Origin of the sequence: Micromonospora sp. M71_S20 (assembly GCF_003664255.1) — a bacterium.
Classification (GTDB): domain Bacteria; phylum Actinomycetota; class Actinomycetes; order Mycobacteriales; family Micromonosporaceae; genus Micromonospora.
Genome location: NZ_RCCV01000001.1, coordinates 2097922 through 2110259, shown reverse-complemented (window position 1 = coordinate 2110259; position 12338 = coordinate 2097922). Strand labels below are relative to the sequence as shown.

Here is a 12338-nt window from a genome sequence, read left to right as displayed (position 1 = left end):
GCGTACCCGCGGTGGACCTCGCCGGGCGAGACCGCCCGCGGGCTCAGCCGTCGAGATGCCGGACCAGGGCCTGGCGCAGCTGGTGCTTCGGGCGGGAGCCGACGATCGAGCCGACCACCTCGCCGTGGCGGAAGACCAGGAGGGTGGGCAGGGACATCACCCCGTAGGTGCGGGTGGCCGTCGGGTTGGCGTCGGTGTCGATCGTGGCGACGACCATCCGCCCGGCGAACTCCGTGGCGAGCTCGGCGAGGCTGCGGGAGACGGCCCGGCACGGCGGGCACCAGTCCGCCCAGAAGTCGACCACCACCGGCCGGTCGGCGGCGAGCACCACGGTGGCGAAGGTGTCGTCGGTGACGACGGTCAGCGAGCCGTCCGGCGCAGTCTCGAGCATGTTTCCTCCCGGTGGGTGATGGCGTGGGCGAGCTGGTCGCGCAGCTCGCGGCGGACCGCGTGCAGCCGGTCGATGCCGGCGTCGACCTCGGCCAGCTTGCGCCGCAGCACGGCCACCGAATCGGGGCAGACGTGACCGGAGGCGTTGCCGGCCCGCAGGCAGGCGACGAACGGGCGGATGTCGTCCAGGCCGAAGCCCACCGCCAGCAGCGCCCGGATCTCGCGTACGACGTGCAGCTCCGCCTCGTCGTAGACCCGGTATCCGTTGGCCGAGCGGGCCGCCCGGACCAGGCCGTGCGTCTCGTAGTAGCGCAGGGCCCGGGTGCTCGTGCCGGCGCGTTCCGCCAGCTCACCGATCAGCATCCGACCTCCCTCGTCCGACCCGACCGACGCTAGACCTTGTCACCGGCGTCAAGGCAAACGTCGGACCGCCGAAGGCGCCGGCCCGGTCGGCGGTGAACGCGCCGTGCCTTCGGCGTACGCCACGCCTCCGACCGGCGGAGACGTGGCCCGCGGGGGTCAGGCGGTCTTGCGGGCCGTCTTCTTGGCGGCGGCCTTCTTGGCGGCGGGCTTCTTCTCGCCCTCGGTGGCCTTCTTCGGGGCGGCCTTCTTGGCGGCGGCCTTCTTCGGCGCGGCCTTCTTCTCGGCGGTCTTCTTGGCCGGGGCCTTCGCCGCCTTCTTCTCGGCGGCCTTCTTCTGTGCCGAGCGGGCGGCCGAGATCGGGGTCGGCTCCCCGCCGCCGCCGGCCGGGGCCTCGCCCCGGGCGGACCGGGCGCGCTCGACGGACGCCTTCAGCGCCGCCATCAGGTCCACCGCCGCGGCCGGGGCCTCCTCGACCTCCTCCGGCTGGACCACCTCGCGGCCCTCCACCTTGGCGTCGATGACCTCCTGCAATGCCGCCCGGTAGTCGTCGGTGAATGCGTCCGGCTCGAACTCGCCGGCCATCGAGTCGATGAGCGAGCTGGCCATCGCCAGCTCCGGCGGGCGGACCTTCAGGTCCTCGTCGAGGAAGCCGAAGTCGGGCTTCCGGATCTCGTCCGGCCAGAGCATGGTGTTGAGCAGCAGCACGCCCTCGCGGACCCGCAGCGTGGCGAGCTGCTCCCGCTGGCGCAGCGCCACCTTGACGATCGCCACCCGCTCCGAGTCGGCGAGCGCGTCGCGCAGCAGCACGTACGGCTTGGTGGCGGTGCCCTCCGGCTCCAGGAAGTACGCCTTGTTGTAGAGGATCGGGTCGACCTGCTCGGCGGGGACGAACTCCAGCACGTCGATCGCGCGCGAGCTGGACAGCGGCAGCTCGGCGAAGTCCTCGTCGGTGAGGATCACCATCTCGCCGCCGCCGATGTCGTAGCCCTTGGCGATGTCGTCGTAGGTGACCTCCTCGCCGCAGACCTGGCAGGTGCGCTTGTAGCGGATGCGGCCGCCGTCCTCCCGGTGCACCTGGTGGAAGCGGATGTCCTTCTCCTCGGTGGCCGAGTAGAGCTTGACCCCGATCGAGACGAGGCCGAACGAGACGGCTCCCTTCCAGATGGCCCGCATCCCCGTGCTCCTCTCGCCGGTACAGCCCAGGATCGCAAATGATCGAAGGCCACGCGAGCGCTTCCGTGCGCAAGTACAGTCGGAACGTGCCCGGCGCGCCGCTCAAGCCGATGCTCGCGATGACCGGGCAGCTCCCGGCGGGTGCCGGCTGGGCGTACGAGTTCAAGTGGGACGGCGTCCGCGCGCTGGCCGACATCTCCGGCGGCCGGCAGCACCTGTACGCCCGCAGCGGCGTGGAGATCACCGCCGCGTACCCCGAGCTGGCCACCCTGCACGAGCAGGCGGGTGACGCGCTGCTCGACGGCGAGGTGGTGCTGCTCGGCGAGACCGGCCAGCCCTCGTTCACCGCCTTGGCGGAGCGGATGCACGTCCGGGACCGGAACAAGGCCGCCCGGCTGGCGGCGGTCGCCCCGGTGACGTACATGATCTTCGACCTGCTCCGGCTCGACGGCGAGGACCTGACCGGCCGGTCGTACGCCCGCCGGCGGGAGGCCCTGGACGGCCTGGCGCTCGGCGGCGCCCGGTGGGCGGTGTCGCCGCTCTTCGGCGACGGCCCGGCCACCTACGAGGCGGCCGGCGAGCACGGCCTGGAAGGGGTGATGGCCAAGCGGGTCGACTCGGTCTACCGGCCGGGCGTGCGCTCACCGGACTGGGTGAAGGTCAAGCTGGAGGTCACCGGCGACTTCGTGGTCGGCGGCTGGCGGCCCGGGGCGCGCAGGATCGGCGGCCTGCTGGTCGGGGTGCCGCGCCCGGACGGGCGGCTCACCTACCGGGGGCGCGTCGGCGGCGGCATCGGCGCGGCCATCGAGCGGGAGCTGCTGCGCGAGTTGGAGCCGCTGCGCGTCGGCGCGTCGCCGTTCGCGGGCGACGTGCCGCGCGAGGATGCCCGGGGCGCGATCTGGGTAACACCCATGGTCGTGGTGGAGGTGAAGTACGGCCAACGCACCCCGGACGGGCGACTGCGGTTCCCCCGGGTGCTCCGGCTGCGGCCGGACAAACCCGCCGAGGAGGTCGACGATGCCGGCTGAGCGTTTCCGGGTGGACGTGGAGGGACGCGCGCTGGAGCTTTCCAACCTGGACAAGGTGCTCTATCCCGACGCCGGGTTCACCAAGGGCGAGGTGATCGACTACTACACCCGGATCGCCCCGGTGCTCCTGCCGCACCTCGCCGACCGGGCGCTCACCCGGATCCGCTTCCCCAACGGGGTCACCGGCGGCTCCTTCTTCGAGAAGAACGCCCCCGCCGCCACCCCCGGCTGGGTACGCACCGAGACGCTGCCGGTGCCCGGGTCCAGCAAGGGCCGGGACACCATCGACTACGTGGTCGCCGACGACCTGCCCACCCTGGTCTGGCTGGCCAACCTCGCCGCGCTGGAGCTGCACACGCCGCAGTGGAAGGTCGGCGAGCACCCCGACATGATGGTCGTCGACCTCGATCCCGGGCCGCCGGCGGCGCTGCGCCAGTGCTGCCAGGTGGCGCTGCTGATGCGTGACCGGCTCGCCGAGGACGGCATCGACAGCTACCCGAAGACGTCCGGGAAGAAGGGCATGCAGCTCTGCTGCCCGATCGCCGGCACCCAGTCCGCCGACCTCGTGTCCGACTACGCCAAGCGGATCGCGCAGGAGCTGGAGCGGGAGCACCCGAAGCTGGTCGTGTCGAAGATGGCCAAGAACCTGCGGCCGGGCAAGGTCTTCATCGACTGGAGCCAGAACAACGCCGCCAAGACGACGGTGTCGCCGTACTCGCTGCGGGCGCAGTCCGTGCCGTCCGTCTCCACGCCGCTGACGTGGGACGAGGTCGAGGCGGGCGCGGCGGGGAAGCGGCCGGCGACCAAGCCGTACACGGCGGGGGAGGTGCTGAAGCGGGTGGAGAAGCAGGGCGACCTGCTGGCCCCCCTGCTCGACGGCGGCCCCGAGTTGCCCGCCGGCTGACGCACGGCGGTCGCGCATTCATCGACGTTCGTAGTTTTGGCTGTTAGTATCCGACAACATTCGCGGCCGGCGTGAAAGAAATCTCAGCCGAGGTCGGCGCGCGTCCAGTCGGAGGATCGCCCATGCAACGGCTCATCGCCCGCCTCCTGGCCCTCGCGTGCGTCCTGCCGCTGCTGGCCCTGCCGGCGCAGCCCGCCGCCGCCTCGACCCTGTTCCGCGGCCAGCTCAACGGCGGCGCCGACCCCACCATGACCTACTTCAACGGCGCCTACTTCCTGTCCACCACGCTCGGCGACCGGATCGGCATCTGGACCTCCCCGACGCTGGCGGGCCTGGCCACCGCGCCCGAGCGGACGGTGTGGCGGGACCCGGACCCCAGCCGCAACAAGCAGGTCTGGGCCCCCTCGATCCACCGGTTCGTCCGGCCCGAGGGACCCCGCTGGTACATCTACTACACCGCCAGCGACGGCGTCGACGCCAACCACCGCAACTACGTCATCGAGTCCGAGGGCGACGACCCGCTCGGCCCGTACCACTTCAAGGGGCGGATCGCGGACTACGGCGAGTACGCCATCGACGGCGAGCCGGTGACGCACAACGGCCGGACGTACTTCGCCTGGACGGGCCCCGGCCGGGGGATGGGCGGGCCGGCGCAGCTCTACCTGCGGCTCATGACATCGCCGTGGACCACCACCGGCAACCGCGTCGCACTGCCGGCCGACGGCGGCTGCCACGAGGTACGCGAGGGGCCGACAGGGCTGCGCGGCCCGGGGCGGCTCTTCCTCGTCTACTCCGCCTGCGACACGGGCAAGCCGGACTACCAGCTCTGGATGAAGTCCATCGCGGACGGCGCGGACCCGCTGGTGGTGTCGAACTGGCGCCAGCACCCCGGGCCGGTCTTCTCCCGCAACGACGCGGCCGGCGTCTTCGGCCCCGGGCACAACGGCTTCTTCCGCTCGCCCGACGGCACCCAGGACTGGATCGTCTACCACGGCAAGACCAGCTCGGCGTACACCTACGACGGCCGCACCACGCGCGCCCAACCGGTCGTCTGGAACGCCGACGGCACGCCGAACTTCGGCCGTCCGGTCTCCCTGAGCACGCCGCAGGTGCCGCCCTCGGGTGACCCGTGGGCCAGCCAGGAGCCGGGCGCCTCGCGCGGGTACGTCTCCGGCGAGCAGCGACACCACTTCGAGCGCGCCCCCGACGGCATGCTCTCGCACTGGTGGCGGGAGCCGGCCGACGGCTCGATCCACCGGGACACCTGGGGCGGCCCGATCGCGGGCCGGCCGACGGGCTACCCGGTCGGCGGCGAGCAGCACGTCTTCGCCCGCACCCCCGAGGGGAACCTGCGGCACTGGTGGTGGGCCCCGGGCGGCAGCGTCCGCCAGGAGGACTGGGGCGCGGGCCTGGCCGGCGACCCGACCGGCATGCTCTACCTCAACGGGCAGAAGCACGTGTTCGGCCGCGGCACCGACGGCAGGCTGCACCACTGGTGGCAGGAGCCCGACGGCACGGTCCGCCGGGACGTCTGGCACGGCGGCGACGTGGTCGGCAACCCGGTCGCGTACGCGTTCCACGACGAGCAGCACGTCTTCGCGCGCGGCAGCGACAACACCCTGCGCCACTGGGTCTGGTACCCGAAGATCGCGAACAACCTGCCCAGGCTGGACGACTGGGGCGGCGTCGGGAAGGTCCACTCCGACCCGACCGGCTTCGCCTTCGGCGACCAGCAGCACGTCTTCTACCGGGCCGCCGACGGCAGCATCGAGCACCGCTTCTACTCCCACGACCTGGACCGGGTCTTCACCGACAACTGGGGCGGCAACGTCGTCGGCACCCCCTGGGCCATCCGACAGGGCCAGACGCAGCAGGTCTTCGCCCGCTCCGCCGACGGCACGCTGTGGCGCATGTCGTGGCGACCGGGCGGCACGGTGACCACCGACAGCGGCGGCACCGGCGCCACCACCGACCCGGTGGCGCTGGCCTGGCGCGACGAGACCCACGTCTACACCCGGGGCGCCGACGGGACGCTCGTCGACCGGCACTGGCAGCCGGCCGGCGGCGCGGTCCCCACGTCGTGGGGCGGTCAGGTCGCACCCTGACCCGCGCGTCGGCGTCACCCGGGCCGCGTCGGCCGCCGGCCGGCCCGGGCGACGCCGCGCCGCATCGGGCGGGCCCGCGCGCCGGCGGCGTCGCCCCGGCCGCCGAGGTGACCGCCGGTCAGGCGGCCGGCCAGGTGGTGTACGAGATCCGCGCGTTCAGGTTGGCCGGCACGCCCAGCCAGGTGTAGCAGTTGACCGAGACGACGGTGTCGGTGCCGGACGGGGACCACCCGGCCAGTACGCAGTAGCCGCGCGGCGGACGCTGGAGACTGGTCACGAACGAGTTCACGAAGGCGGTGCCGTAACCGGTGCCCGTGCCGGCGAAGCGCGCCTGGTAGCGGCCGGTGCCGAGCACCGTGCCCGTCGCGCCGCCGAAGCCCGGGATCGTCGAGTTGTAGCTCTCGCCGCCGATCCAGGTGCCGCTGACGTTCTCGCCGTGGAACACGCCGCTGGCGAAGCGCGGCCCGAACGCCCGGCCCAGCAGGTCCACCCGGGAGCCGTAGGTGACCACGAAGCGGGCGTCCACCGGGTTGCCGGCGGCGTTCGCGCAGTGGACCACCCACCCGTCCGGCGGATCGAGTTGGCAGTGCACGGCGGTGCCGCCCAGCGCGGTCACGTGCGCCATCGGGAAGATCGCCCCGCCCTCGCTGGGCGGGTTCGGGTTCATCAGGAAGCGGTACCGGCCCTTGTCGAGGCGCTCGTAGGCGACCGTCCCGCCGGTCGAGTCGTACCGGTAGGCGGCGGGCAGCGTGCGTACGCCGGTCGGCTGCGCCTGGTCGGTGACGAACCACGCCAGCCGGCCCTGGCCGACCTGCCGGACGTTGGTGAAGGTGGCCACGAAGCGGCTGTCCGCCGGGCTGCCCGTCGCGGCGAAGCAGCGCACCTGGATCAGCAGGTCGGGCGCGCCGATCGGGCTGCGGTACCAGCTCGCCACGGTGCAGAGGACCGGCCCGCCCCCGTACGCCACCGCGTGCGCCACCCCGCCGCTGGTCGCCGCCCCCTCCAGCAGCACCGTGTACGCCCCGGTGCCGGTCCGCCGCACCACGACGTCGCCGTCGCCGGAGTGGGCGCTGTAGCCGCCGGTGATGCGGTACTCGGTCGTGGTCGGGGCGTGCGCCCAGACCGTGGCGGTCACCGTGGGGTTGGGGTCCGGCAGCGGGTCCGCCGCGGCGGGCACCGGCCGGGCCAGCGCCGCCCCGGCGAGCAGTACCGCCAGCGCCATGGCGCCCCGCAGCGTCCCGCCCCGCCGGGTCCGGGGCGCACGTTCGTCTGTCTGCATGACGCAGCCTCCCTGGGCCTCGGCGGACTGTCCGCGCCACGAGTGTGGCAACGCCGGTCAATGCCCGTACCGGTGCGGCGGCGCTGCCTGCGTGACCCACCGCGCCCGGGAGTGTGACGTCCGTGCGGTGCCAGTGCCCGCGCGGTGCCCCTGAGGTGTCCGCGCGGGTGCCCGGAACCGCGCATCGGTGCCCTACCGGCCCGTAGCCCGTTGAGTAGGGTGGCGACAGCCTGCCGAGGAGTGCGACATGAACATGACCGATGCCCTCGTCCGGGAGCCGCTGACCGGTGGTCGGGCGGCGGAGGCGGACCGGCCGCTGCTCACCTACCTCGACGACGCGACCGGTGAGCGGGTCGACCTGACCGCGACGGAGCTGGGCGGCTGGGCGGCGCGGACCGCCGGGCTGCTGCGCGAGGGCTGCGGGCTGGGCGTCGGCGACCGGGCGGCCGTGCTGCTCCCGGCGCACTGGCAGAGTGCCGCCGTGCTGCTGGGCGCCTGGTCGGCCGGGGTGGCGGTGTCCTTCCGGCCCCGGGCCACCGCCGGCCTGCCGTCGGTCGAGCCGGGCGCCGACGAGCCGTACGACGCGGTCTTCGTCAGCGCCGAGCGGCTCGACGACTGGCTGGAGGACGTGCCCGAGGCGCGGCACCGGTTCGTCCTCTCCCTCGGCGTCACCCCGCGCGCCCAGGCCCCCGAGGAGTACCGGGACTGGCTCGTCGAGGTGGGCCGGCACACCGACGCGCTGCCCGCCTCCGCCCCGCTGACCAGCGCCCACGCGGCCAGCCCCGACGGTACGAGCTACCGCGAGTGGGGCAGCGTCGCGCTGGCCGTGGCGGAACGGCTCGACCTGCGGGCCGGCGACCGGCTGCTGGTCGACGTCGCCGAGCACGAACAGCCGGTGTACTGGCTGCTGGCGCCGCTGGCCGTCGGCGCGTCGGTGGTGCTCTGCGCCAACCTTGACCCGGCCCGGCTCGACGCCCGGATCGCCGCCGAGCAGATCACCCGGGTGCTGTGATGGGCGGGGTCTACACCGAGGCGAGCATGTCGCTGGACGGCTACATCGCCGCCCCGGGCGACACCGGCTTCGACCAGCTCTTCCAGTGGTACGAGAACGGCGACGTCGCCATCGGAACCACCAAGCCGGAGATGACGTTCCGCACCTCGCAGGCGAGCGCCGGCCACCTGCGGCGCACGCTGGACGACACCGGCGCCCTGGTCGTCGGCCGCCGGCTGTTCGACCTCGTCGGCGGCTGGGACGGCCGGCACCCCATGGGCACGCCGGTCGTGGTCGTCACCCACCACGTGCCGGACGGCTGGCCCCGGCCGGGCGCGCCGTTCACCTTCGTCACCGACGGCATCGAGGCCGCCGTCGCGCAGGCCCGCGAGCTGGCCGGCGACCGCTGGGTGGGGGTCAACGGAGGCAGCATCGCCCGCCAGTGCCTGGCGGCCGGGCTGCTCGACGAGATCCGGGTCAACCTGGTGCCGGTCCTGCTCGGCGACGGCGTGCCGTTCTTCGACCACGTCCGCGACGCCCCCGTCGAGCTGTCGGACCCGACGGTCGTCGAGGGCGACCGGGTCACCCACCTCTACTACCGGGTCCGCCGCCCGTAGCCGTCCGAAAGGACGAAACGGGCCTCCTCCGGTACGCCCCCGAGGAGGCCCGGCGCGGTCCGCGCGCCTCCAATCAGCGCTCCCCGGCTCCCTGGCGTTACAGGGAAAATCGGCCCTTTCCGCAGGTCTGTTGCCGTTGCCATCGACGTGGTCTCATACCGGGAAGACGACGTCATCGACCTGGTCATGGCAACCCCGCGTCGACTCGGCACCGCCCCCATCCTCCTGAAAGGTGCACCGATGCACAGGAGACCGATCTTCCGACTTGCGGTCCTCACCGCCACCGCCGCGACGTTCCTGGCGTCCGGTGGCGCCTACGGCGCGGTATCGGCGGCCCCCGTGACCGTCTCCCCGGGTGTCGCCGAGTGCGAGCCGGACGCCCACGGGCACGGCGCGGCCCGGCTCGCCGAGGGCGCCACCGCCCAGGAGCCGGAGCTGTACGCCAAGAACGAGGCGAACGCCTACGGCGTCATCAAGGACGCCCCGCGTCTGGCCAACGGCAGCGTCACCGTGCCGACGGTCTTCCACATGATCTCCGACCACCCCCTGACCGCAGCCGAGACGACCAGGTGGAACACCCTGATCGCGGCGCAGATGAAGGTGCTCAACGACTCGTTCGCGGGCCGCACCGCCGCCAACGCCTCCGACACGCCGTTCCGGTTCGACCTGGTCGACACGACGTGGACGGTCAACAGCGCCTGGTACACCGTCGTGCCCGGCAAGAACGAGCGCGACATGAAGAAGGCGCTGCACACCGGCGACTCCGAGACCCTCAACGTGTACGCGGCCAACATCGGCGGCGGCCTGCTCGGCTGGGCGTACTTCCCGAAGGGCTACAACAACGGCCGCGACTACATCGACGGCGTGGTGATGCTCGACGAGTCCATGCCGGGCGGCACGGCGGGCAAGTACGCCCTCGGCGACACGCTGACGCACGAGGTCGGGCACTGGCTGATGCTGGAGCACACCTTCGCGCACGGCTGCTCCGCCGCCGGCGACTTCGTCGCGGACACCCCGCGCGAGGCGGCCCCGCAGTTCAACTGCCCGGTGGGCGCGGACACCTGCACCGCACCCGGGCTGGACCCGATCCACAACTTCATGGACTACACGCAGGACTCCTGCATGAACATGTTCACCGCCGGACAGGCGGACCGGATGAGCGACGCCTGGGTCGCGTTCCGGGCCGGCGGCGCCGGCTGACGCAGCGCGCGGGTGGCGGCCGGTCGTCGACCGGCCGCCACCGTCGGCCCCGGACCGGCTGATGCCGGGCCGGGTCGGATCTCGATTCAGTCGAACGCGGCGGCGAACATGCCCGGCTGGTAGGAACCGCCCCGCTGGTGCACGATCACGGCGAGCCGATTGGCCGCGTTGATCAGGGCGACCAGGGCGACCAGCGCGGCGACCTGGTCGTCGTCGTAGTGCTTGCGCACCTCGGCCCAGGTCTCGTCGGACACGCCCTGGTAGGCGTCGGCGAGCCGGGTGCCCTCCTCGGCGAGCGCCAGCGCGGCCTGCTCGGCCTCGGTGAAGACGGTGGACTCGCGCCAGGCGGCGACCAGGTTGAGCCGGACCGCGCTCTCGCCGGCCGTCGCGGCCTCCTTGGTGTGCATGTCGATGCACCAGCCGCAGCCGTTGATCTGGCTGGCCCGCAGCGACACCAGCTCCTGCGTGGCCTTGGGCAGCGGCGACTGCTGGATCACCATGCCGGCGTTCGCGAACCGCTTGGCGAACTTCATGGCGATCTCGTTGTCGAACATGTCGAATCGGGCGTCCATGCTTCCGTCCTTCGCTCCTGGTATTCGGTCGGACGAACACGAGATGCCGGCGAGCAGCGCCGTGTGACCGTACGGCCGGGTGACGACTGCCACAGCCGGAGCTGTCACAGAACGGCCGGGTCCGGCATCTGATGGGTGACGCAGCCGAGAGGGAACAGGAGTCACCCATGGTGGGTACGCCGCAGACCGCCGCCGCCGACAACCCGGACCCGGCCACCGAGGCGTTCCTCGCCCACCGCAACCTGCTCTTCACCGTCGCGTACGAGATGCTCGGCTCGGCCGCCGACGCGGAGGATGTCCTGCAGGAGACCTGGCTGCGGTGGGCGGGCGTCGACCTGGGCGCGGTCCGGGACCGGCGCGCCTACCTGGTCCGCATCACGACCCGCCAGGCACTCGTCCGACTGCGTACGCTCAGCCGCCGCAGGGAGTCCTACGTCGGCCCTTGGCTGCCCGAGCCGCTGCTCACCGCTCCGGACGTCGCCGAGGACGTCGCGCTGGCCGACAGCGTCTCGATGGCGATGCTGCTGGTGCTGGAGACGCTGGCACCGACCGAACGGGCGGTGTTCGTGCTGCGCGAGGTGTTCGACCTCGGCTACGACGAGATCGCCGAAGCCGTCGACAAGAACCCCGCCGCTGTCCGTCAGATCGCCCACCGGGCACGGGCACACGTCGCGGCGCGTCGGCCCCGCCGGGTCGTCTCAGCCGCCGAGACCCGGTACGCGCTCGACGCGTTCCAGCGGGCGGTCGAGACCGGCGACCTGCAGCGCCTGTTCGACATCCTCGCCCCGGACGTGGTCCTCCTCGGCGACGGTGGCGGCGTCAAGCAGGCAGTCCCACGGCCCATCCTCGGCGCCGACAAGGTTGCCCGCCTGCTGGCCGGCGGGTGGGGCAGGGTCGCGGGCAGCACGTCGTGGCGGCCGGCACAGGTCAACGGCCACCCGGCGCTGATCGTCCAACTCGAGGGCGAGATGGACACGGTCCTGGCCGTACGCGTCGACGGCGGCCTCATCACCGGGATCTACGCCGTACGCAATCCCGAGAAGCTGTCCCACATGGAACGGGAGACCGCCCTGAGCCGGTGAGCCGGAACCGGCAGGGGTGGGTGACTTGAGGGTGGGAAATAGGCGGATCTTGGTCGGCGTGACCGCGCTGCTCGACGCGTTGAGCCATCGGTGGTCGGCCGGAGGGGCATCCGGTCGTCCCACTATGGACGCGATTCGCCCCCGGTCCAGCTTGATAGCGTGCCTCGTGCGTCCGTCCCTGTTGCTGTTCGCCGGTGGCGCGTTGGGTCTTGCCCAGTCAGCAAGCGGGGCCCGCATCGTCCTGCGTGACGCGATTGACGCGGAGGCGATGTACGGCGGCGGAATGGATGTCGTCCTGCTGCTGATGCTGGTGGTCACCTCGGTGACCAGCGCGGCCGTTCTGATCGCCGCCGGTGGGCTGCTGGTTCGTCGTCGTCTCAGGCCCGGCCGTGCCCTGCTTCATCTGTGGATCGGTCCGATCCTCGTCCGATCCGCATATGGCGGCTTTCTCGTGAGCGTCCCGAACGACGGTGGCCCGTTTCCGGCCTGGGCTGTCGTGACAGAGGTCGTGGCCGGTCTCGCGCTGGTGCTGCTGGTGATCACCGCAGCGTGGTCGCTGTTCGGCTGGTCTGGGAAGTCCTCCCCTCGATTGGACTAGAGCCCGGGCAGGGATCGGAGCGAGGACTGGTCCGGG

General features: G+C 72.6%; 13 protein-coding genes. 8 read left to right on the top strand and 5 right to left on the bottom strand.

The features are described from left to right. Positions 1 to 43: 43 nt before the first annotated feature. The 3 genes from trxA to DER29_RS09495 all read right to left on the bottom strand — a co-directional run bounded on the left by trxA (position 44) and on the right by DER29_RS09495 (position 1926). Complete coding sequence (gene trxA, locus DER29_RS09505) at positions 44 to 391, bottom strand: thioredoxin (RefSeq protein ID WP_121397017.1); 348 nt, start codon at positions 389 to 391, stop codon at positions 44 to 46. Continuing rightward, complete coding sequence (locus DER29_RS09500) at positions 361 to 753, bottom strand: MerR family transcriptional regulator (RefSeq protein WP_121397016.1); 393 nt, start codon at positions 751 to 753, stop codon at positions 361 to 363. The genes trxA and DER29_RS09500 overlap by 31 nt, the downstream gene beginning before the upstream one ends. Before the next feature lie 156 nt (positions 754 to 909). Further along, positions 910 to 1926 carry a Ku protein gene (locus DER29_RS09495; RefSeq protein WP_121397015.1) on the bottom strand — a complete coding sequence of 339 codons (1017 nt, stop codon included), beginning with the start codon at positions 1924 to 1926 and terminating at the stop codon, positions 910 to 912. 86 nt (positions 1927 to 2012) lie between these two features. Between DER29_RS09495 and ligD (DER29_RS09490) the strand changes: the two genes are divergently transcribed. The 3 genes from ligD (DER29_RS09490) (at position 2013) to DER29_RS09480 (ending at position 5963) form a co-directional block, all read left to right on the top strand. Further along, positions 2013 to 2954, top strand: coding sequence for a non-homologous end-joining DNA ligase (ligD, locus tag DER29_RS09490; RefSeq protein ID WP_121399111.1), 942 nt, complete (start codon positions 2013 to 2015; stop codon positions 2952 to 2954). Beyond that, positions 2944 to 3858: a non-homologous end-joining DNA ligase gene (gene ligD / locus DER29_RS09485; protein WP_121397014.1), complete on the top strand. Its 915-nt coding sequence runs from the start codon at positions 2944 to 2946 to the stop codon at positions 3856 to 3858. Before ligD (DER29_RS09490) ends, ligD (DER29_RS09485) begins: the two co-directional genes overlap by 11 nt. A 122-nt stretch (positions 3859 to 3980) precedes the next feature. Continuing rightward, complete coding sequence (locus DER29_RS09480; protein WP_121397013.1) at positions 3981 to 5963, top strand: family 43 glycosylhydrolase; 1983 nt, start codon at positions 3981 to 3983, stop codon at positions 5961 to 5963. 118 nt (positions 5964 to 6081) lie between these two features. Here the strand turns inward: DER29_RS09480 and DER29_RS09475 are convergent, their stop codons facing one another. Then, a complete protein-coding gene (locus tag DER29_RS09475) occupies positions 6082 to 7242 on the bottom strand; it encodes a hypothetical protein (protein ID WP_148709997.1) in 1161 nt (386 codons plus the stop codon). Between the two features lie 247 nt (positions 7243 to 7489). Here DER29_RS09475 and DER29_RS09470 point away from each other — a divergent pair, with 247 nt between their 5' ends. The 3 genes from DER29_RS09470 (at position 7490) to DER29_RS09460 (ending at position 10050) form a co-directional block, all read left to right on the top strand. Further along, complete coding sequence (locus DER29_RS09470; RefSeq protein WP_370040054.1) at positions 7490 to 8254, top strand: TIGR03089 family protein; 765 nt, start codon at positions 7490 to 7492, stop codon at positions 8252 to 8254. Then, positions 8254 to 8850 carry a dihydrofolate reductase family protein gene (locus tag DER29_RS09465; protein ID WP_121397011.1) on the top strand — a complete coding sequence of 199 codons (597 nt, stop codon included), beginning with the start codon at positions 8254 to 8256 and terminating at the stop codon, positions 8848 to 8850. The genes DER29_RS09470 and DER29_RS09465 overlap by 1 nt, the downstream gene beginning before the upstream one ends. A gap of 240 nt (positions 8851 to 9090) precedes the next feature. After that, positions 9091 to 10050 (top strand): zinc metalloprotease, encoded by a 960-nt coding sequence (locus DER29_RS09460; RefSeq protein WP_121397010.1) that lies wholly within the window; start codon positions 9091 to 9093, stop codon positions 10048 to 10050. A gap of 86 nt (positions 10051 to 10136) precedes the next feature. Here the strand turns inward: DER29_RS09460 and DER29_RS09455 are convergent, their stop codons facing one another. Continuing rightward, positions 10137 to 10622, bottom strand: coding sequence for a carboxymuconolactone decarboxylase family protein (locus DER29_RS09455; RefSeq protein ID WP_121397009.1), 486 nt, complete (start codon positions 10620 to 10622; stop codon positions 10137 to 10139). A gap of 167 nt (positions 10623 to 10789) precedes the next feature. Here DER29_RS09455 and DER29_RS09450 point away from each other — a divergent pair, with 167 nt between their 5' ends. Together DER29_RS09450 and DER29_RS09445 are read left to right on the top strand one after the other, a co-directional pair. Then, positions 10790 to 11704 carry an RNA polymerase sigma-70 factor gene (locus tag DER29_RS09450; protein WP_121397008.1) on the top strand — a complete coding sequence of 305 codons (915 nt, stop codon included), beginning with the start codon at positions 10790 to 10792 and terminating at the stop codon, positions 11702 to 11704. 58 nt (positions 11705 to 11762) lie between these two features. Next, the gene (locus DER29_RS09445; RefSeq protein WP_148709996.1) at positions 11763 to 12302 is read left to right on the top strand and encodes a hypothetical protein; all 540 of its coding nucleotides are present in this window, start codon (positions 11763 to 11765) and stop codon (positions 12300 to 12302) included. Positions 12303 to 12338: the final 36 nt, after the last annotated feature.